We start from the raw sequence: 18647 nt of genomic DNA, 5'->3' as shown, positions 1-18647 counted from the left end.
CACATCGCTGTCCTCGGGACCGGTACCCGCGCCGGCACTGCCTTCGAAACCCACCCGAGACCGTCACCTGCCACCCGGTACCCATCCCGCCACGGCACGATGGCCCGATCGATCACAGGACATCTCATCCGGGATCCCGGGATCGGGAGAAGAAGTGACGAACACGCTGACCGAGGCGTGTGCGCTCAGGGCGAGGAGACGGCATGCCCGAATCCATGGATCGCACAATCGAGTCCGTATGGGACTATCCACGGCCCCCCGCTGTCCTACCGGACGACCGCCTCGTCAGGATCGAATGCGGTGGCCACGTGATCGCCGAGACCCGACGGGCACTGCGGGTCCTCGAGACCAGCCATCCCCCGACGTTCTACATCCCACCGGAAGACGTCAGGACCGACCTGCTGCTCCCGACCAACGGCCACTCCTGGTGCGAATGGAAGGGCACCGCCCGCTACTGGGACCTGATCATCGGCCGCGAAGTACACGGTCGTGCCGCCTGGAGCTACTCCGACCCCGAACCCGCCTACACCGCCCTCAGGAACTGTTTCGCCTTCTACGTCAGCCGCGTCGACCGCTGCCTCGTCGGCGGCGAAGAGGCGCGGGCCCAGGACGGAGACTTCTACGGCGGCTGGATCACCTCGGACGTGCAAGGCCCCTTCAAGGGCGCGCCTAAAACACAGGGCTGGTAGGGAGAGTCAACGCCGGACGTCCCACCGGACCACATGCCGCACGGCTGACCATGTTCGCGATCGGCCCCCGGCCGTGACCGCGGTGGCACGGGTGCCACAGGGGTCAGCCGTCTCTGCGGTCCAGAACACGACGGGCCGCCTCTGCTTCCGCCGCGACCGGCGACAACTCGTCGAGCGTGTCCAGTTCGGCGTCTGCCTCCAGCTCGCTTTCCCAGGCCGCGGCGAGGCGCTCCTGCTCATCGCGTGGTTCGGCGTCGACCTTCTGCCGGTCCTGCGGGTTCAGAGCCGCCAGAAATCTGGCCACCGAGTTCATCGGCATGCCGTACTCCTCGTCACTGGACAGCGTGTTGATTTCCGCCCAGCATGGCCAATCGGCTTTCGGTCGCTCGCCTGACACGGCTTCAGCACACCCGGATGGCCGCAGCCCGGACGGGCAGCTCCGACGAAGGTCCGTCGGAGCTGCCCGGGCCGAACATCGGCGGGGGGTCCGGCACGCCAACGACAGCGCGGATCACCGGTGCCGCGTTCAGGGCCGCAACAAGGTGACCGTGCCCATGGCGGCGATCTGTTCCCCGGCCTTTACGAGGAAGCGCGAGGCGCCGCCCTCGGCCGCCACCTCGACGACCGCCCCGCGGCTTGGCACCGGCGCGTCGAGCCGCACAGCGATGCCGGCCACAGCGGACGGCAGGGCCCCGCGGTAGAGCAGCGTCGCCTGTCGTCCGGCTTCCATGACGGCGAGCGCCGGCAGCAGGGCGGGGCGGCCCGGCAGGAGCACCGGGTGCCCGGGGTCGCAGGGGGCGATCACGAGTCGCCCTTGTGCTCCGCGCGCGAGCAGCACGTCCGGTTCGGCCGACGCTCCCACGGCGGCCGGGGCGGGACGCAGCAGGCCCGGATACGGCGTGGAGGCCACCTCCAGTGGAGGGCGTGAAGGGCGGGCCAGCGTCATGCCGCAGGCGCCGAAGCGCGTGCCGGCGTGAAAGAACTCGGCCGTCAGGCGGTACGCGGCGACAGCACCCATTCGTTCGACGAGATCGCTGACCGTGACGTGCACCAGGACGTCCGACGCGGCGCCGCGCTCAACCGGTTGTGCTCTCGGGTCCACTCCCAGGCTCACCGAGACGGGCTGGAGTCGGTTGTCATCCGCGCCCTTGAGATGCCGCAACTCCAGGGCGGCGGCGAGCTGACGGGCAGACTCGGCCATGAGCAGGGGATGGTGCGTCACCGCGAGTGCACGCTCGTTCAGTGCATGCCATCGAGGCCACTGGCACAGTGCTTCGAAGAAGCGGCTTCCTCGTCGGCTCAGCGATTCGACCAGCGTCGCCGACATCGACTGCAACCCCAGCTCGCGCCAGGTCGGCGGCCCGCCCGGCCCCGCGCGTCGCCCGGCCGAAACGTCCTCGATCCCACTGTCGAGCAGTTCCGTCACCGAGCTCGCCTCCATTGCCATCATGTCTCGCATCAGCGTCTTCTCGGTCGGGGAGGCGCGCGTCCGCGGATCGCAGATGCAGGCCGGACGGGGTGGTGGCCGATGCGGTCTGTCGGTCAGCGGTCGGCCACCGCGGAATCGCTCTGCTCGTAGTTGGCCAGTGCCAGCCCGAGAGCGAAGAAGGTGGGCGCCCACTCCCCCACGAAGATGCCCCAACGGTCGGCCCGCTCCAGGTTCTCCTGCCTGTTGGACGCCAGCCAGGAGACGAGCGAAAGGCCGATGGAGCCGAAGGCCGCGGCGTAGGCGTGCTCACTCTGGACGCCCGCATCGTGCAGCTTCTTTACGATCATTGCGTTCCCTCTCATTACGGACCGGTGAAGCATTTTGGGATGCTTTCGCCACTTTTCCGGTGTCATGGCGTCCGCGGATGCAGAGGCTGACCGCACCGTTCGCGACGAAACTCGGCCTCGCGAAGGAGCAGGCACGCCGCTGCGGGGTCTGCGCGGTCCTGCGCACTGGTGTGAACTGGGCTCCTCGAGACGCGATATGACGGGGATGGGCCGGGATGACGGGGCCGAACTGCGCAGAGGCGGCGAATACCGGCCGGGCGCCGCAGCCGGCGGGCGCAGTTCAGGGTCACACGGTCGCGGGCCGGCCGGAGAGCGGGCGCGAGTTGCCTGCGGCCGGTCCACTGCCGCATCCAGGGATCGATCACCTGCCGAAGAAGGGAGGCGAGTCGTCCGATGCCCCGGGCCATCCGGGGTACGGGAGGTGTGTCATGGTCATCAGCCGTGCGGGGATCCTGGTTCCCGGCGCAACGGGAGCCCTCGGCGCCGCCCTGGTACTGCGGCTGCACGAGCAGGGAGCTGCCGTGGCCGTTGCGGGCCGCGACCGCGAAGGCCTCACCCGCGTGTCCCGGGCCTGCGGCGACGCCCCCGCCCGCGCTTTCGACGCGTACGACCTCGAGCAGTGCGCACGCACGGTGACCTGGGCCGCCGGGGAACTCGACGGGCTGGACGCGGTCGTCGTCTGCGTCGGCGTTGCCGCCTTCGGACCGGCCGAGTCGGTGAACGACGCCGTGGCCGAGCACCTGTTCACCGTCAACACGCTGGCTCCCCTGGCGTTTTTGCGAGCCGCCCTTCCCGTCGTCAAGCCGGGCGGCGTGATCGCGGCGGTCACGGGCGTCGTCGCCGAGTCGCCCTCGGCGGGCATGGCCGACTACTCCGCGTCGAAGGCGGCCCTGGCCGCGTGGCTCCGGGGAGTCCGGCGCGAGCAGCGGGCGTCCGGGGTCGCGGTGCTGGAGATCCGTCTGCCCCACGTGGAGACGGGATTCGCCGGCCGAGCCGTCCTCGGAACGCCTCCCGCGCTGCCGGCGGGACTGCCCGTCACCGATGCGGTGGACGCGATCGTCGCCGCGCTCTCCGCCGGCGCCCGGCTGGTGAAGCCGGGCCGTGATGCCCCGCTCGACGTCGAGCGGTAGGACGGGCGGCCGAGGAGCAACCGTGCCCGACAGTGGATCGCCCCGCCGGTACCACCGGACCATGCACCCCGTGGAGCCGGTGGCCCCTCACGCGCCGCGGGAATTGCGGCGGACCCTCTTCCGGCAGAACTGGCGCGACCTGGTGTTCCTGCACTGGCCTGTAGACCCGTTCCAGGTGGCCGGGCTTCTGCCGCCCGGAACCGTCCCCGACCTCCACAACGGCCGCACGTACGTCGGCCTGGTCTTCTTCCGTATGCGCGATCTCGCCTTCGGCCGTACCCCGCCGATCCCGTATCTCGGGTCCTTCGACGAGGTCAACGTCCGCCTCTACAGCCGGGACGCGCTGGGGCGCCGCGGAGTGGTGTTCCGCTCGCTGGAATGCGACCGCCTGCTGCCCGTCCTGGCCGCCGACGCGTCCTTCCGGCTCCCGTACCGGTGGTCCCGCATCCACAGCCACTGGTTCGACAACCGCCTGCTGTACCGGACCAGCCGGCGCGGAACACCGAACGCCGGGGCCCGCGTGTGGCTGGAGGTAACCAGCACCCCCACGACACCGGACCCCGTCGAGGAGTTCCTCACGAACCGTTGGGGACTGCACGGACGTGCGTTCGGACGCTCCTACTACCTCCCCAACACCCACCCCGAGTGGTCCTTCCGCCACTGCTCCCTGCTCGACTGGGACGACTCCCTCATCGCGGCCGCAGGCCTGTCCCGGCCCAGGGAAGCACCGCTCAGCGTGTTGTACGCGCCTGGTGTGCCGGTGCGGTTCGGGACACCAGTATCGCTGCCCGGCACCTGATGCGTCTGTGCCTGAGGCCGTCACGCGTGCCGTGCCGGTGCCCGCTCCCGCATGACCGTGAGCAGGCGCGCGGCTCCCCATAGGGGCCCGTGCTCACGGACCTGGCCGGCCAGTTCGGCAACCCGTGGGCCGGCCGTGACCGACAACGCCTCCAGAGCGGCGCCGATCTCGGCCGGCCCTGCGGCGTTCGGATCGGCGACCACACCCACGCCCGAGCGCTCCGCGTCGCGCGCGACGGAGAACTGATCGCCGGGACGCCCGCGCGGACGCACTCCGTGAAGGAGTTGTTGCCGCCGTGGTGGACCATCAGGTCGACGTGTTCGAGCAACGCCTGCTGGGGCACCGACGGCATCACCACGGCCCGCCCGGCGGCGCTGTTGACGGAGCGCTCCACGGTGCTGCCGGCCGAGTCCATGAGGTACAGGTCGGCGTCGTAGGCGGAGGGGACGGCGCATCGGACGGTGGCGCACTGGCGTGATGCGAGGGTGACCTTGAAGTAGTCGGCGTCGGAGGAGGACTTCATGCTGCCGGTGAGGGTTGCGGGGGACGCGAGGGTGGTGGCGTCGTCGGCTGTGCTGCGGGAGTCGTTGGGTTCGCTCTCGTCGAGGGTGCTTCCGCTCGGCGATCCGCACTTCGTCTCAGGGGTGCCGCTGGAGAGGTTCGCGTCGGCGACCCCGTTGGTGACGCTGCGTCGGCAGTAGCCGCAGGCGGGCCGGTTCTTGAAGTCGAACGTCGCGCCCCGACCGCGACCGCCTCCACCTTCGAAACGGGGCCCCGCTTCACTGTCACTTTCACCAAAAGGCCCGGCGTCACCGCCTGGGGCAGCGACGGCACCTCCGCGCAGCCCCTCGTCGGCATGCAGATCGCCGTCGCGCCGACGAACACTCCGGCGGCTCGGGGCCCGCCCGCGGCGGCGACCGGTCGGCCCCGCCTCACGTTCACCGAGCACTAGGCTCGGCCACTGCGCAGCCCATCATGGGAAAGGACCCGATATGGCCTCCGGCACCCTCGCCGACGACATCCGGCTCAAGCTGGGCATTCTCAGCCCTGCCGAACGGAAAGTCGCCCGGGTGCTGCTGGCCAGTTACCCCTCGAGCGGCTTCGAGACGATTGCCACCCTCGCCGAGCGCGCAGCGGTCAGCGCCCCCACCGTCCTGCGCTTCGTCAATCGCCTCGGCTACAGCGGCTTCCCGGACTTCCAGGCGGCCCTGCGTGCCGAACTCGAAACCCGCAACGCCTCACCTCTGTCCCTGTACGAGGCAACCGACGACGCCAGCTCCACCGACTCAGCCGCCGGCCTCATGGCCCGCAGCAGCAAGCTGTTCACCGCCGCCGTCACCCAGACACTCGCCGAGACCCCGCCGCACGACCTCGAACACGCCATCGCCCTTCTGTCGGACCGTAAACGGCGCATCACCCTGGCCGGAGGCCGCTTCACCCGTCTCCTGGCCCAGTACCTCGGCCTCCACCTCATGCAGCTGCGCGACGACGTCCGCTTCCTTCCGGAACGGGCCGTCGAGCGCACCGCTGTACTTGCCGCGCTCACGCGCCGGGACGTTCTCGTGATCTTCGACTACCGCCGCTACGAGCACGACAAGCTCGCCATTGCACAGCTGGCCCAGGAGTGCGGAGGCAAGGTCATCGTCTTCACCGACACCTGGCTCTCACCCACCGCATCTCACGCCGAAGTCGTCTTTCCCAGCCAGGTCACCACCCCCTCCCCCTACGACAGTCTCGTCCCCACCCTCGCTGTCATCGAGACCGTGGTCGCCGGCCTCATCACCGCAATGGGAAACGAGGCCCACCAGCACATGAAGCACGTCGAAGACACGGCCCACCGCATCGGCCTGGTCTGATGAACAGCAGGGGTAAGGCCACAGCGTTACCTTCATCTGCCGGGTGAAGCAGGACGTAGGGGTGCTGCTGCGCGGCGTCTGCCCCTCCTGGAGGCGGATGCCGACCAGGACACCGCGGGGCCGGGGCCCCGCTCCTGGTGGCGAGCGTGCAGTGTGCCCCCGCGCCGGCCCTGCCCTCGACGGCTTGCCTGTCAGCGAGCGCTCGCCCGGGCCGCAGAATTGCTTACCTCCTCCCCCTGGTCGCCGGAGCACGCCCCGACACGGCAGGGCCCGTCGGTGTGAACGGAGCCCTGGGACGCGGCGGCAACTCACGGACCCGTGACCGGTTTCAATCCCTTTTTGTCTTTCGCCTTTTTCGTCGCCTTCCTGGCCTGGCCGGGCGGACGGTGGGAATCTTCCGCCTTCGCACCGCCGTGACCTGCTGCGCCGGGCGGACCTACGCTGCCTGGCGTTGCGTGTACCGAGGCCGCAGACGAGCGTGGGACCCCATCGACGCCCGATGCGTCGTCCGGGCCGTCAGACGCGTGGCCGTCACTTCGCCCGGGCACACCGTCAGCGGGGCTGCCGGCGCCGTTACGTTGGGAAGGGATCTTCCCGGCGGGGGCCGTGGTCTTCTTCTTCCGCCCCGCGTCGGGGACGCCGGTGATCCTGGTCCTGCTTTGATCATCGTCGTGTGATGTGGGGTTGCCGGGAACGGCAAGAGCAGTGACCAGGGCCGCGGCCAGAACGGCGCCGGCACCCACGGCCAGCGGGCGCTTCCGCACGGCCCTGGTGCGCGCGGCCACCTGTTCTCCGCCGCCGGGCAGCGGGGTGCCGTGCGCACGGTCCCTCGTGCGAGATCGCGTGTGGCTGGTCACGGGACCCCGGGCGTGCGGCGAGGGGTTGACGGCAAGTCGCCCTGTTTCGGTCGACTCTGCCAGTGCCCGGGCGCAGTCGTCGGCTGTCGGGCGGTCGCTTTCGTCCAGGGCTGTCATGGCCCGCACGAGGTCGGCGAGTTGTGGTGGCAGGTGGCCCGGCAGAGCGGGTGGCCGGTGCAGTCGTGCGATCGCCGCTTCCAGGGGGCCGCCGTCGTACTCGAGCCGGCCGGTGAGGCATTCGAGGAGTACCAGTCCGAGGGCGTAGATGTCTGCGGGCCGGCCGACGGGCTGTCCGAGGACTTGCTCGGGTGAGAGGTAGGCGGCCGTGCCGATGAGTGTCCCGGTGGCGGTGTGTGTGGTGGCGTCCAGCCGTCGGGAGATACCGAAGTCGGTCAGGTGGGGCCGGTGAGAGGCATCGAGAAGGATGTTGGACGGTTTGACGTCCCGATGGACGATGCTCGCCTCGTGGGCGTGGGCCAGTGCGTGGGCGAGACCGGAGCCCAGTGCGGTGGTTTCCTCGAAGGACAGCGGGCCTGCGGTGATGCGGCGCTTCAGGGTGGTGCCTTCGATGAGTTGCATGACCAGGAAGACACGTCCGTCGTGCTGTCCGGCGTCGAAGGCGGTGACGAGTCCCGGGTGGTTGAGGCGGGCGAGGATCGCGGCTTCGCCCTGCGAGGTCTCCTCCGTGTCGAAGCCGGTTTCGGGCCGGAAGACCTTGACCGCCACAGGCCGCCTCAGCCGCAGGTCAAAGCCTCGGTGGACATCCGCGGCGCCCCCCGAGCCAAGAAGACCGTCCAGACGGTACCGGCCGTTGAGTATGTCGGCAGAGCACCGGGACGCCACGGCCCGAGCCGAGTCACGAAGCCTCATTTCCCTCTCCCACTGCGTCGAGGGGCCGATGCCCCTGGCGAGCCGTGGCCGACCGCCGCCGCAAGCAGGTACCCCCAGGGAGCGGGATTACCCGTCACGCCCGGGCGGATCGGTGCATAGGCCATCGTTCGCGGCATCGGGTGGCCTGCGCCCGCTCCAGGACGGGCGGTTGAGCGACCGGCCGGACGCCCTTGGCGCGCAGCGCTTTCCAGAGGGGTGGTGGAGGTCGGGAGGTGGTCATGACCGGTACCGTTCCACCAGCATCAGCACCGGTCGGCATCGCGGAAGTATTTCCCGAGCGTGGTCCCGCGGCCCTCCTGATGAGACCGGACCATGTGAGGGCCGACGACGGCCGAGGTCTTGTCGCAGGGTCGGATCGGCTCGATCGTCAGCCGGGACGGATTCGTTCACGCACCTTGGCGTTCCGCGTGGACTGTCACTGCCCGCTGGAGCGCTGACGCTGCTCGCTCTCGCGCATCTCGCCGGTGTGGCGGCCGATGTCGGTGACACGGTCCGCGAGGTCGGGATGAGCGGGCCGCAGGTGAGGGGCCGTCTCGGAGAGGGGGCCCAGGAGGTGGACCGGGTCGCTGTCTCCCAGTGCGGAGTGCAGGGCCGCGAGCGCGTCCGTCGCGGTGGCGGGAAGATCCGGCAGGGCAGTGATGGTCCCGGCAAGCTGGCGCAGCGAGGCGGCGTGGTCGTTGGCCCAGGACATGACGGACCGGTCCGCGGCACGCCGGCCTCGGGTGGCCTGCACCCGCTGCTCCTTGGTGGTGCCGGCTTCTCCGGGACGCACCCGCAGATAGCGGCGCTCGGCGGCCTGGCGGCTGGAGACGCCGAGGGGGTGGGCCAGGTCGGACCAGCTTGCGCCGGCCCCCCGGGCCGTCTCGATCAGCGCGGGCTCCCAGTGGGCCAGTTGTTCCCGCACTTCGCGCAGGAGCAGCAGTGCGGCTATGGCCGACTCGGGGACATCGGTGGAGGCGGCGTCGGCGGTTCGTGCCGTCCAGATGGCCTGGGCGATGGCCTCGAGCGCGGTGGCCGTCGCCGCGAAGGAAGCCGGTGCCGCGGGCAGGTCGTCACTCATCCCTTCTCCTTCCCGGGCAATGCATTTGTCATCGGTTGGATGACGTGTGAGTTTGTCGTCGTTCGGATGACATGCTACAATGGAGGCAGGTGAAGCGCATTGGCAGCAACTGCCTGAACTCATCTGGAGGTGTTTCCCGTGTTGATGCGCACCGACCCGTTCCGTGAACTCGACCGCCTGGCCCAGCATCTGATGGGTCCGGGAACGTGGTCCCGTCCCTCCGCGATGCCGATGGACGCCTTCCGTGACGGCGACCAGTACGTCATCGCCTTCGACCTGCCGGGCATCGATCCCGACGCGCTCGACATCGACGTCGAGCGGAACATGCTCACCGTGAAGGCGGAGCGACGCCCCCTGCCGAAGTCCGAGAACGCCCAGACGGAACTGTCCGAACGGCCTCTGGGCGTCTTCTCCCGCCAGATCGTCCTGGCCGACACCCTCGACACCGAGCGCATCTCCGCCGACTACGAGGCCGGCGTCCTGACTCTGAGCATCCCGATCGCCGAGCGGGCCAAGCCCCGCAAGATCAGCGTCAACAGCACCGGCGACCGCAGAGAGCTCCACAGCTGATTCTCCGGCTGCACGTCCGCCGACCGGAGCCCAGGGCTTGTTCGCCCACGTCTTCCACCCTGGGCCCCGGCGGCGCCGGCTCCCACGCTCCACACCGGAGAACTGATTCCGCGAGGAGCACGGTTCGCGCTGTTCGCACGGGGCAATCGGTTCACCGCAGCAGGAATAACGGTTCACGTAAGGAAAGTCGTCACGATGACTCTTCTCTCTCCCCCCGCGCCCTCTGTTCCGACGGCAGTCACCTTCGACCAGATGCTGGAGAAGGTGCGATACGAAGGTGTTTACCCCACTCACCGACAGGCGCAAAAAGTCGTATGCCGGGTGCTTGAGGCCCTGGGCCGCCAGTTGACGGGCGACGAACGGATGGAGCTGGCCGCCCGCCTGCCCCAGGAAGCAGCCGGCCACCTCGTCTCCCAGACCCCCGCCGGTAGGCCACTGACCGGCTGGGGTTTCGTGAAGGACCTCGCCGAACGGACCGGCGACACTCTGGCGACCACCCGCTGGGATACCGGTTCGGTCCTCGGCGTCGTCGCCCGCCTGGCCGGAGACGACCTCATCGCCCGGATCATCGCCCGGCTCCCCGACGGATACGCCCTGCTGTTCGGACGGGCCCAGCTCGCCCGGGCCGCCTGACAACCGGACCGGATCCAGCACCGTTACCGGACGAGGACGGCACGCACGTCCAGAGTGTCTCTCCGTACCCCGGGTCGCTCCCGCCCCTAAATCTTTGACAGGCGAGACTGCCCGGAACGCTTACGTTCCGGGCAGTCTGCACAGGGGTGGCAGCCGCGAAGCCCGCGGGGAGGTTGCAGGACCTATCCGTCTCATGCCAGGACTGTCGGGTTCGCCGATCCGGCAGTCGCCACCGCTCAAAAGGCCAGATGGCCACTCAATACAATCTTTCCCATGTCCAAGCCTGACGAGCTGCTCGTTGACATCGCCACCGTGGTGGAGTCCGGGCAGAGCAACCAGATGTCCCTGACCGTGGTCACCGGTGGTGCGGTCATCACCGGCCGGCTGGCTCCCGAAGCAGTGTGGAGGCAGAGAGTGTCGGACGTGCTGACGGACTCCGCCCGCCTGGGCGAGTTCTCCGCCGTCTTCGACACCCCCGCGAAAAACGACGGACCGCCCACGCATCTGCACTTCCATGTCGCCCGCATCCTGCAGGGCACGGTCGGAATCCCCGAGACGGGCGGGATGTACCGCGTCGCGATCGCCGACGTCGGCGCCTGGACCATGGGCGACTTCAGCTACTCCGACCACTGAGCAACCACTGCGGCAGGAATCCGCCGCACACGCGGTGTGGGCCCCACCGGTACGCGCCGGTCGGGGCCATCCTGCCGTCCAGGTACCGGCTCACGCCTGTTTCCCCGGGCCGGTCAGACGGACACGAAAACGCGGACTTGCCTGCTGAAACGTGAAGGGGATCCGGTGGACTTCAGTCGCCGGAGCCTCTGTCGAGGCGCGCCAAGTATCAGGCCGGAGGGGAATTTGCCGGTCCGAAGCCGCCTCAGCTCCCGGCAGCCGGTCCGCTGTCCGCGGCGCGGCGGTATTCGGCGTTGATGCGCTGTGCTTCTTCCAGCTGGTCTTCGAGGATGACGATGCGGCAGGCGGCCTCGATGGGGGTGCCCTGGTCGACGAGTTCGCGGGCGCGGGCGGCGATGCGCAGCTGGTAGCGGGAGTAGCGGCGGTGTCCGCCCGCCGAGCGCAGCGGGGTGATGAGGCGGGCGTCTCCGAGGGCGCGGAGGAAGCCCTGGGTGGTGCCGAGCAACGCTGCGGCCCGGCCCATCGTGTAGGCGGGGTAGTCGTCGTCATCGAGACGGCCGAACGAGTCGTCTGCGGTCATTGCACCTCTCTGTGAAACGCGTGGAGGGGCCCTGGCGTCAGTAGCGCCAGGGCCCCGAAGGAACAGCTACACCATCTGCCGGCTCTGATACTGCGCCGACCTCATGTTTCCGCGGACCCGACCGAGATGCCGTCGGGGCGCGGGGATCGCGGTTGCTCGACCGGAGACCACCTCACTATCGATGTCCTGCGGTACCCGGGCTCGACACTTGCGCCCGGGCGATCCTGATGGCGCTTGGCCCCTCCGTCCTTCCCTCGTTGATCAACTTACTGAGCGGGGACTGCGTACTGCTGGTACTGCTCTACTGCGGCCCTGCTGGTGTTGCGAACCGCTCGGCGGCCTGTGACAGCGCCGCGCTTCGGCAGCCAGCCCCGTCGCCCGTCCTGCGTCTGCTCTGGCTTGGAACCCCACTGCCGAACCTCCCGGTACGCGCGCCCGCAGCCGGCGCCTTTACCGAGGTGCTGCTCACTTGACTTCACTGCTGGGTACCGCGAACTGCACTTGCGGGTACTGCCACTGCGTCAACTGCGGTCCTGCTCATGGCGGCCCCTGATCACTGCGGGCCACCCGGTCCGGTCGTCAGCCCCGTCGCCGTCCTGCAACAACCCTGGCTTCGAAACTCCACCACCGCACCGTCCTGCGCACTGCAACTGCATGTACTGCTCCCGGCAGTTCGTGTCTGCCGGGCCTGCTGTCCCTCTGGGCTACGAGAAGAACCATAGCCACGCCACCACCCAATGTCTACTCCGACCAACATAGATTTTCGCGTGTCCGAGGGAGAGACAGTCGGTCTCGAACAGTTACGGAACGAGGGGCAGAGCTGTCCCTGCCGGGTCGAGCGGGCCGCAGGCCAGGGCAGCACCGCGCAGACGAACGGCGATGACGATGCCGTGCACCAGAGGACCCGATGGACACGAAGAGCGTCAGCATCGCCACCGTCCGCTCCACGGCATCCGCAGCCGACACGCGCGTGAGCGCCCGGCGCTTCCTCGACGACCTGGCACCGGCGATCACGGCAAAGGGCGTCGAACCCGTGGTCCTGGTGGTCTTGGATCCCGTCACCAATGCCCTGCGCCACGGCGGCGGAATCTGCGCCCTGGATCTGACCTCGCCCGCGCATACATCGAGGCGGCCGCACATGACCGCAGTCCGGGCGGTGCAAACGACTACCGGCCGGACAGCACTGATCCCGGCCGCCAAATGACTGACTGCCGGGATCAGGAGCGATGTGCCTACTTGGGCTTGATGGCGTCCTTGGCCTTCTCCTTGGCCGCGCGCAGGTCACCCTTGGACTCCTCGGCCTGCCCCTTGGCCTTCAGGGACTCGTTGCCGACCGCTCCGCCGACGACCTTCTTGACCTTGCCCTCGGCCTGCTCGCCCTTGGCCTGAGCCTTCTCATCCGCAGCCACAACCACTCACTCCCTGTCTCACTCGAAAGAGGTTCGCACCCCGTCTCACCCCAGACACCACCGCTAAACCGGAAGACCGCCGCAGGCATTCTCCGAACTGCGGGCACTCCAAGAGTCGAATTGGATCCGCGGGAGTGGAGATCGATCCGCAGGGCACATGAGGGCTCGGAGGTTGATAACCATGGTTCCTGTTCTTCTTGTCCTTCTGCTCGCCCTGATCCTCTTCGGTGCCGGTTTCGCACTGAAGGCCCTGTGGTGGATCGCCGTCATCGTTCTGGTGGTGTGGGTCCTCGGCTTCGTGATCCGGCCCGCGGCAAACGGCGGCAAGCGCGGCCGCTGGTACCGCTGGTAAACGGACCAGAACAGCGCACTGACACGGGTGGGGCCCGACGCGACGGCGTCGGGCCCCACCCGTTTTCCTGCCTTCCTTCCCGTCGCTTTCGGGATGAAAGTGGTGATTCTGCCGATTCCGGGTGCTGATGGCCGGAGGTGGCCGTGACGCCAGGAACCATGGCCTCCAGCACGGCGCCTCCGGCCCTCCGCATTTCGCCTCTCGGCAAGGAAGCCATCCTTTTTGGGCCCCGCCAAAGAGCACATCAACGACTTCCCCGAGTTCGACAAGGACAAGCACGTCAGCGACACCGGACACCACGAGCAGGTCGGGAGCTGCCACCAGTCCCGGCGCGGTATCTGACATCGAGCACAGCCCAGAAACGGGGCCGCCCGGAGACGCTCCGGGCGGCCCCACTTCTCGCGCACCGCAGACCGCCCACCACGCGGTCGCTCGGGTGCGCTGAGTCCGTTCTAAAATCTGCCGGCATGCATTATTCGGACCCGGGTACATCGTCTGTCGCCGGCGCGCACGGGGCCGGTGACTGAAGGCTGGATCACCCAGGAGGGGCCTGAGATGACAGTGACGAAGACAGCAGAGGCACGCACCGCCGTACTGCCCGAGATCGCGGACCCTTCCGAGATCGCTCCCAGGGATGCCCGGCAGTTGTCCCGGCTGTTCTTCGACAAGCTGGCCGTACTGGAAGAGGGCACGCCCGAGTACCAGTACGTGCGCAACACCCTCATCGAAATGAACATCACCCTCGTCCAGTACGCCGCCGGACGTTTCCGCAGCCGCGGCCAGGACGAGATGGAGGACATCGTCCAGGTCGGTACGATCGGGCTGATCAAGGCCATCGACCGGTTCGAGCTCTCCCGCGAAGTCGAGTTCACCTCCTTCGCCGTCCCCTACATCGTGGGTGAGATCAAGCGCTTCTTCCGCGACACCTCCTGGGCCGTCCACGTACCCCGCCGCCTCCAGGAAGCCCGCGTCCAGCTCGCCAAAGCAACCGAAGAACTCCGCAGCCGGCTCGGGCGCACACCCACCACCCATGAACTGGCCCAGCTGATGTCGCTGTCGGAGAAGGACGTCATCGAGGCCCGCAAGGCCTCCAACGGCTACACGTCAACCTCCCTCGATGCCGCCATCACCTCCAGCGAGGACGGCGAAACCGCACTGGCCGAATTCATCGGGGTGGACGACAACGCCCTCGAACTGGTGGAGGACTTCCACGCACTCGCCCCGCTGATCGCCCAGCTCGACGACCGCGAACGCCGCATCATCCACATGCGGTTCGTCGACGAACTCACCCAGGCCCAGATCGGCGAACACCTCGGCATCTCCCAGATGCACGTCTCCCGCCTCCTGGGCCGCACCCTCGCCAAACTCCGCGAAGGCATGCTCACCACCAACTGAGCATCTCGTTCGCCACACACCGGCGGCGCCCCCACGTTTCAATGTGGGCAGCGCCGCCGGGTCGTTCATCGGTGGAACCCGGCGCCCGGCACACCCCTCCCCCGCCGCCTGGGCGGCCCCACCGCGACAGTCGGTGGCCGACGTTCCCCAGGCCGTCGCTGCGCCGGCACGGTTCCAGCGAGTACCCGAACATCGGCGACCGGCCGAAGGACGCTGCACCGCTGACGGGCACGGCGTGAACACCGGTGTTTCTGGGGCCAGTTGTCTGTTACCGAATACGGACAGAGCGGAGTAAACAATGCTCGTCCCAGCGTCATCTCATGGGGTGTAGCCAAACAGCCGATGCGGCCGGCCACCCTGCGAAAGCAAGCGAAGGCGCCGTGTCCTGTCAGACTCATGGGGGAGCTTCATCATGACCACGTACCGAGCCCGCCGTACCGCCCGTACCGCCGCTCTGGCCACCGTCACCGCCGCGCTGGCGCTGGGCCTGACCGCCTGTGGCGGCGCCGACGGCGGCTCGAAGGCGTCAGGCGGCGACCACAGCGCGGGGACCGCCCAGAGCCGGCCCGCGCCGGCCAGGGACGCCAAGGGCAGCGCGGCGCAGGCCACCAGCAGTGGTGACACAAAGGAAGGGGCGCCCGCGGCGCCCGCCGCGGACGGGGCGCAGCAGATCGCGAGCAAGAGCACAGCGGCCGGCACCCAGCCGTGCCGCGGAGACGGGATGCTGGTCACCGCGGTGCACCGGTTCGCCGGCCAGCAGGGCGACCACCTGCTGCTCACCGCGGTGAACGAGGGCACCAAGCCGTGCTGGGTCACCTCCTACCCGGCCGTGGTGCTCGACTGGAACACCGACAACGTGGCGCTGCCGCATTCCACGAAGGACGCCCCGGGCGGCGACAAGCACATCACGCTCCAGCCCGGAGGCAAGGTGTACAGCGCGGTGAACCTCTTCGACTACGGCTCCAAGAACCGCACGGCGCAGTCACTCGCCTTCGCGCTGCGCGGCGAGGACGGTCGCCCCGGCCCCTTCTACTCCGTCGTCAGCAAGGGTCAGAACCAGAAGTTCACCTGGACCGAGGCCGACGTGCTGAACTGGAACACCAAGAAGCCGTACGACTTCTGACAGTCCGCCGGCCGGTGACGCGTCACCGCGTCCAACTTTGTCAGGACCTCTATGCACGTACCGCGGGGATCGGGCCTCAGGCGTTCCGGTCCGGGCCTCGCCCGTCTGCCTCCCGGCGGCGTCGCACGTGCCACGTGACGAGTCCGCCCACCACGATCACCGCGATGACGATCGCGACAACACGCCCGGCGACGGCCTCGACTCGTTGATAGGCGGAACCTGCGAAGTAGCCGAGCAGGGTGAAGCCGACTCCCCACACCAGGCCGCCGAGTGCGTTGAAGAGGAGGAAGCGGCGGTAGGGCATGCGGGAAATACCGGCGAGCGCAGGCATCATGGCCCGGAAGAAGGCGATGAAACGGCCGAGGAACACGGCTTCGGGGCCGCGGCGCCGGATGAAGTCCTGGGCTTTCTCGATCCGTGGCGTGTGGCGGCGTAGCGGTCGGGTCGTCAAGATCCTCGGGCCGAAGTGGTGACCCACCTCGTAGCCCACGGTGTCCCCTGCGATTGCGGCGAGGACGACGGTCAGCGCCAGCCAGTAGACCGAGACCTGACCCTGGCTGGCGAGTACGCCGCCCAGGACGACGGCCGTTTCACCGGGCAGGACGAAGCCGAAGAAGAGCGCGTCCTCCGCGAACACCAGGGCGCCGACGACCGCGTAGACCAGCGGACCGGACAGCCCGCCGAGCCAGTCGGTGATCGCGTGCATGTGTGGTGTCCTCCGGGCAGTGGTCTCCGTATTCCAGTTTCAGGTATTGGGCGGTGGGCGTGCAGGGACGGTTGCGTACGGCGTGGCGCACGGGTGCCCTACGGGCTTCAGTCAAGGGTCACGCTTTGAGCGCTCCGGTTCCGAGCAGGGCGAGAAGCAGGACGCCGGGCCTGGGCCTCGTGGCCGCGGTCTCCGCCTCGCACGGAGCTGTCAGAAGTGTGGCTGTCGCTTCGCCCCGGCGCACCGTCAGCGGGACTGCCGGTGCCGTTGCGTTCGGAAGGGACCTTTCCGGCGGGGTCCGTGGTCTTCTTCTTCCGCCGTGCGTCGAGGACGCCGGTGATCCTGGTCCTGCTTGATCATCGCCGTGTGATGTGGAGTTGCCGGAAACGGCAAGAGCGGTGACCAGGGCCGCGGCCAGAGCAACGCCGGCTCGTGCGGGTCGGTGCATAGACCATCGTTCGCGACATGGGTGGCATGCGCTCGCTCCAGGACGGACGGCTGAGCGACCGCCCGGACGTGCCTGCTTCCTTTCACCCCGACCGACCGCGAAAACGGCTTCACGGGCCGCGTCTGGCCTGGGCATGATTCCCACCGTGCAGGTGGACGAACATCGCGGGCAGGGACGGTACACGCTGACGGACTCGGAAAGCGGCAGGGTCTGGGGTGTCTGTGCCGAGGTGGAGGGACTGTTCAGGGAACCCCGGCGCGGGACGTACGAACTGTTCGGCTGGGTTCCGGACGAGGCCGAGGTGCGTGGCTGGGTCGGCAGCCGGGTGTGGCTGGTGCCGGAGGACAGGACGCTCGATGCCTGGCTGCTGGAGGATGCGGAGAGCCTTGGACGGTCCCCGGGGACGGACGGTCTCGTGCTCACGGGTGTGGACGAGTGCCTGGGGCCGCCCGAGGGGCACCGGGCTCCTGTCCGGCTGCACGACGGGTACCGGTGGCTGGGCTCCTGCCGGGAGTTCGCCCGCCTCCTGGCGCCCGAGGACGCATCGCCCCCGCTCGTCCTGCGGGGGCTCGCCCCGGGGGATCGGCTACGGCGGGCACTGGCGACGGGCACCCGTCGCGCGCTGGATCTGGAGGAGGCGTGGCTGGAGATACGGGACGACAGCGGCGAGCCGCTCACCGACCGGTTGCTGCGGCCCAAGGTCCGCACGTGGCGCCCGTCCTCCTGCGGGACGGACCTCATCGATCTGGAACTTGGCACAGAGCTCGCACCCGTACCGGGGCACGCCCGGCCCGTCTGGGAGCGCTGGTTCGCCGGGCCGCCGGAGGCCCCTGGCGGCTGGGCCGAGCTCGAGACCCGGCAGCGCGGGGCCTGGCTCGATCTCGTCCGGGAGCGGGGCTGCCGGATCAGACACCAGGACCGGCCCGCCGGAGCCGCGTACGAGCTGGACGGCCGGCACATCACCGACGAACCGGGCCTCTACCTGGCACTCGGCGAGGCCGTCAACGGGCCGGGCGGCTACTTCGGCGGCTGCCTGGACGCCCTCGTGGACTGTCTGCGCGGCAACTTCGGCTGCACCTCCCCCGCAACGCTGCTCTGGCGGGACGCCGCGACCGCGCGCGAGCACCTGTCCCGCCTCCTGGCGCCGGAGGGCGAGCAGTACGACCTGGTCGCCCTGGTGCTCGAAGTCCTGGCCGAGGGCGGGATGCACGTGACCTGCACGTGAGGAGAAGTGAGGCCGCCGCCCTGGCCGCCGGCTCAAGCCGTCAACCCCCTGACAGTCGGCCGGGCGCCGTGAGATCGTCCGCAGGTGGCCGATGTTGCTGGTGGAGAAACGACCTCGGGACGACCGGATGACCGCGCCGCGTCCGCCCTGCGCTTCGCGACGGAGCTCATCGCGTGGGTGGCCACCCCCTGGGCCCTGGCCGGCTACTCGTGGCTGCTTGCCGCCGCGTCCGTTGTAGCCTTGATAGGCCTTCCCACCCTCTTCTCCACCCGGGGGGACAAGGCCAACGTGATCATCGCGGTGCCGGGCTGGGCCACGATCCTGCTCGTACTGCTCCAACTCGCCGCGGCAGTGGTCTCCGCGTGGCTGGCCTGGCCCGTCTGGGCGGCGCTCCCCGCCACCCTGCTGGCCATCGGCACCCTTGTCACAGAGCGCCGACGCTGGCGGTGGCTGGTTCACGCGAACAAAACCGCCAACTGACAGCTCGAATCTGCACCCGGATTTTCCGGACGACC

At 69.1% G+C, this 18647-nt stretch carries 22 protein-coding genes; 14 read left to right on the top strand and 8 right to left on the bottom strand.

The features are described 5' to 3' along the window. Positions 1 to 203: 203 nt before the first annotated feature. Positions 204 to 689, top strand: a complete 486-nt coding sequence (locus WJM95_RS34290) for a DUF427 domain-containing protein (RefSeq protein ID WP_339134911.1) — start codon at positions 204 to 206, stop codon at positions 687 to 689. Positions 690 to 792: 103 nt separating this feature from the next. Here the strand turns inward: WJM95_RS34290 and WJM95_RS34285 are convergent, their stop codons facing one another. From WJM95_RS34285 to WJM95_RS34275, 3 genes are all read right to left on the bottom strand, one after another. Continuing rightward, a complete protein-coding gene (locus WJM95_RS34285; RefSeq protein ID WP_339134909.1) occupies positions 793 to 1086 on the bottom strand; it encodes a hypothetical protein in 294 nt (97 codons plus the stop codon). Between the two features lie 129 nt (positions 1087 to 1215). Further along, a complete protein-coding gene (locus WJM95_RS34280) occupies positions 1216 to 2148 on the bottom strand; it encodes a hypothetical protein (RefSeq protein ID WP_339134907.1) in 933 nt (310 codons plus the stop codon). A gap of 83 nt (positions 2149 to 2231) precedes the next feature. After that, on the bottom strand, positions 2232 to 2465 hold the full coding sequence (locus WJM95_RS34275) for a hypothetical protein (protein WP_339134905.1): 234 nt from the start codon (positions 2463 to 2465) through the stop codon (positions 2232 to 2234). Positions 2466 to 2893: 428 nt separating this feature from the next. Between WJM95_RS34275 and WJM95_RS34270 the strand changes: the two genes are divergently transcribed. The 4 genes from WJM95_RS34270 (at position 2894) to WJM95_RS34255 (ending at position 6250) form a co-directional block, all read left to right on the top strand. Next, positions 2894 to 3595 carry an SDR family NAD(P)-dependent oxidoreductase gene (locus WJM95_RS34270; RefSeq protein ID WP_339134903.1) on the top strand — a complete coding sequence of 234 codons (702 nt, stop codon included), beginning with the start codon at positions 2894 to 2896 and terminating at the stop codon, positions 3593 to 3595. 22 nt (positions 3596 to 3617) lie between these two features. Next, the gene (locus WJM95_RS34265) at positions 3618 to 4394 is read left to right on the top strand and encodes a DUF2071 domain-containing protein (protein ID WP_339134901.1); all 777 of its coding nucleotides are present in this window, start codon (positions 3618 to 3620) and stop codon (positions 4392 to 4394) included. 89 nt (positions 4395 to 4483) lie between these two features. Beyond that, complete coding sequence (locus tag WJM95_RS34260; protein ID WP_339134899.1) at positions 4484 to 4831, top strand: hypothetical protein; 348 nt, start codon at positions 4484 to 4486, stop codon at positions 4829 to 4831. Positions 4832 to 5386: 555 nt separating this feature from the next. Then, positions 5387 to 6250: a MurR/RpiR family transcriptional regulator gene (locus tag WJM95_RS34255; RefSeq protein WP_339134897.1), complete on the top strand. Its 864-nt coding sequence runs from the start codon at positions 5387 to 5389 to the stop codon at positions 6248 to 6250. Positions 6251 to 6558: 308 nt separating this feature from the next. On the opposite strand, the gene WJM95_RS34250 is transcribed toward WJM95_RS34255, so the two are convergent. After that, the gene (locus tag WJM95_RS34250; protein ID WP_339134895.1) at positions 6559 to 7977 is read right to left on the bottom strand and encodes a serine/threonine-protein kinase; all 1419 of its coding nucleotides are present in this window, start codon (positions 7975 to 7977) and stop codon (positions 6559 to 6561) included. A 436-nt stretch (positions 7978 to 8413) separates the two neighbouring features. Then, entirely contained in the window at positions 8414 to 9058 is a 645-nt protein-coding gene (locus tag WJM95_RS34245; protein ID WP_339134893.1) for a type III effector protein, read from the bottom strand. Between the two features lie 138 nt (positions 9059 to 9196). On the opposite strand from WJM95_RS34245, the gene WJM95_RS34240 reads away from it, so the two are divergent. The 3 genes from WJM95_RS34240 to WJM95_RS34230 all read left to right on the top strand — a co-directional run bounded on the left by WJM95_RS34240 (position 9197) and on the right by WJM95_RS34230 (position 10894). Further along, positions 9197 to 9628 (top strand): Hsp20/alpha crystallin family protein, encoded by a 432-nt coding sequence (locus WJM95_RS34240; protein ID WP_339134891.1) that lies wholly within the window; start codon positions 9197 to 9199, stop codon positions 9626 to 9628. Positions 9629 to 9823: 195 nt separating this feature from the next. After that, complete coding sequence (locus tag WJM95_RS34235) at positions 9824 to 10261, top strand: DUF2267 domain-containing protein (RefSeq protein WP_339134889.1); 438 nt, start codon at positions 9824 to 9826, stop codon at positions 10259 to 10261. A 273-nt stretch (positions 10262 to 10534) separates the two neighbouring features. Further along, positions 10535 to 10894 (top strand): hypothetical protein, encoded by a 360-nt coding sequence (locus WJM95_RS34230; protein ID WP_339134887.1) that lies wholly within the window; start codon positions 10535 to 10537, stop codon positions 10892 to 10894. A 244-nt stretch (positions 10895 to 11138) separates the two neighbouring features. Here WJM95_RS34230 and WJM95_RS34225 read toward each other — a convergent pair whose 3' ends face one another. After that, complete coding sequence (locus WJM95_RS34225; RefSeq protein WP_339134885.1) at positions 11139 to 11474, bottom strand: MerR family transcriptional regulator; 336 nt, start codon at positions 11472 to 11474, stop codon at positions 11139 to 11141. Between the two features lie 907 nt (positions 11475 to 12381). On the opposite strand from WJM95_RS34225, the gene WJM95_RS34220 reads away from it, so the two are divergent. After that, entirely contained in the window at positions 12382 to 12678 is a 297-nt protein-coding gene (locus tag WJM95_RS34220; RefSeq protein WP_339134883.1) for a hypothetical protein, read from the top strand. A 28-nt stretch (positions 12679 to 12706) separates the two neighbouring features. Here WJM95_RS34220 and WJM95_RS34215 read toward each other — a convergent pair whose 3' ends face one another. Continuing rightward, entirely contained in the window at positions 12707 to 12883 is a 177-nt protein-coding gene (locus WJM95_RS34215; RefSeq protein ID WP_339134871.1) for a CsbD family protein, read from the bottom strand. Between the two features lie 181 nt (positions 12884 to 13064). On the opposite strand from WJM95_RS34215, the gene WJM95_RS34210 reads away from it, so the two are divergent. The 3 genes from WJM95_RS34210 (at position 13065) to WJM95_RS34200 (ending at position 15753) form a co-directional block, all read left to right on the top strand. After that, positions 13065 to 13235, top strand: coding sequence for a hydrophobic protein (locus WJM95_RS34210; RefSeq protein ID WP_339134869.1), 171 nt, complete (start codon positions 13065 to 13067; stop codon positions 13233 to 13235). A gap of 555 nt (positions 13236 to 13790) precedes the next feature. Beyond that, a complete protein-coding gene (locus WJM95_RS34205; protein WP_339134881.1) occupies positions 13791 to 14630 on the top strand; it encodes an RNA polymerase sigma factor SigF in 840 nt (279 codons plus the stop codon). Positions 14631 to 15042: 412 nt separating this feature from the next. Continuing rightward, positions 15043 to 15753 (top strand): DUF4232 domain-containing protein, encoded by a 711-nt coding sequence (locus tag WJM95_RS34200; RefSeq protein ID WP_339134879.1) that lies wholly within the window; start codon positions 15043 to 15045, stop codon positions 15751 to 15753. A 76-nt stretch (positions 15754 to 15829) separates the two neighbouring features. Here the strand turns inward: WJM95_RS34200 and WJM95_RS34195 are convergent, their stop codons facing one another. Continuing rightward, positions 15830 to 16459: a DedA family protein gene (locus tag WJM95_RS34195; RefSeq protein ID WP_339134877.1), complete on the bottom strand. Its 630-nt coding sequence runs from the start codon at positions 16457 to 16459 to the stop codon at positions 15830 to 15832. Positions 16460 to 17040: 581 nt separating this feature from the next. On the opposite strand from WJM95_RS34195, the gene WJM95_RS34190 reads away from it, so the two are divergent. Both WJM95_RS34190 and WJM95_RS34185 read left to right on the top strand, forming a co-directional pair. Continuing rightward, positions 17041 to 18132 (top strand): barstar family protein, encoded by a 1092-nt coding sequence (locus WJM95_RS34190; protein WP_339134875.1) that lies wholly within the window; start codon positions 17041 to 17043, stop codon positions 18130 to 18132. Positions 18133 to 18372: 240 nt separating this feature from the next. Beyond that, positions 18373 to 18612 (top strand): hypothetical protein, encoded by a 240-nt coding sequence (locus tag WJM95_RS34185; protein WP_339134873.1) that lies wholly within the window; start codon positions 18373 to 18375, stop codon positions 18610 to 18612. The last annotated feature ends 35 nt before the right edge of the window (positions 18613 to 18647 follow it).

This window comes from Streptomyces sp. f51 (assembly GCF_037940415.1).
GTDB lineage: Bacteria > Actinomycetota > Actinomycetes > Streptomycetales > Streptomycetaceae > Streptomyces.
The sequence above is the reverse complement of the archived record's forward strand: the minus strand, read 5'-3'. Positions and strand labels throughout refer to the sequence as shown.

Bases quoted from the DNA above. Each gene is read 5' to 3' on its own strand.
- WJM95_RS34290 (WP_339134911.1), top strand. From the start codon at position 204: ATGCCCGAATCCATGGATCGCACAATCGAGTCCGTATGGGACTATCCA.
- WJM95_RS34280 (WP_339134907.1), bottom strand. From the start codon at position 2,148: ATGCGAGACATGATGGCAATGGAGGCGAGCTCGGTGACGGAACTGCTC.
- WJM95_RS34275 (WP_339134905.1), bottom strand. From the start codon at position 2,465: ATGATCGTAAAGAAGCTGCACGATGCGGGCGTCCAGAGTGAGCACGCC.
- WJM95_RS34270 (WP_339134903.1), top strand. From the start codon at position 2,894: ATGGTCATCAGCCGTGCGGGGATCCTGGTTCCCGGCGCAACGGGAGCC.
- WJM95_RS34255 (WP_339134897.1), top strand. From the start codon at position 5,387: ATGGCCTCCGGCACCCTCGCCGACGACATCCGGCTCAAGCTGGGCATT.
- WJM95_RS34250 (WP_339134895.1), bottom strand. From the start codon at position 7,977: ATGAGGCTTCGTGACTCGGCTCGGGCCGTGGCGTCCCGGTGCTCTGCC.
- WJM95_RS34245 (WP_339134893.1), bottom strand. From the start codon at position 9,058: ATGAGTGACGACCTGCCCGCGGCACCGGCTTCCTTCGCGGCGACGGCC.
- WJM95_RS34235 (WP_339134889.1), top strand. From the start codon at position 9,824: ATGACTCTTCTCTCTCCCCCCGCGCCCTCTGTTCCGACGGCAGTCACC.
- WJM95_RS34230 (WP_339134887.1), top strand. From the start codon at position 10,535: ATGTCCAAGCCTGACGAGCTGCTCGTTGACATCGCCACCGTGGTGGAG.
- WJM95_RS34225 (WP_339134885.1), bottom strand. From the start codon at position 11,474: ATGACCGCAGACGACTCGTTCGGCCGTCTCGATGACGACGACTACCCC.
- WJM95_RS34220 (WP_339134883.1), top strand. From the start codon at position 12,382: ATGGACACGAAGAGCGTCAGCATCGCCACCGTCCGCTCCACGGCATCC.
- WJM95_RS34210 (WP_339134869.1), top strand. From the start codon at position 13,065: ATGGTTCCTGTTCTTCTTGTCCTTCTGCTCGCCCTGATCCTCTTCGGT.
- WJM95_RS34205 (WP_339134881.1), top strand. From the start codon at position 13,791: ATGACAGTGACGAAGACAGCAGAGGCACGCACCGCCGTACTGCCCGAG.
- WJM95_RS34200 (WP_339134879.1), top strand. From the start codon at position 15,043: ATGACCACGTACCGAGCCCGCCGTACCGCCCGTACCGCCGCTCTGGCC.
- WJM95_RS34195 (WP_339134877.1), bottom strand. From the start codon at position 16,459: ATGCACGCGATCACCGACTGGCTCGGCGGGCTGTCCGGTCCGCTGGTC.
- WJM95_RS34190 (WP_339134875.1), top strand. From the start codon at position 17,041: ATGATTCCCACCGTGCAGGTGGACGAACATCGCGGGCAGGGACGGTAC.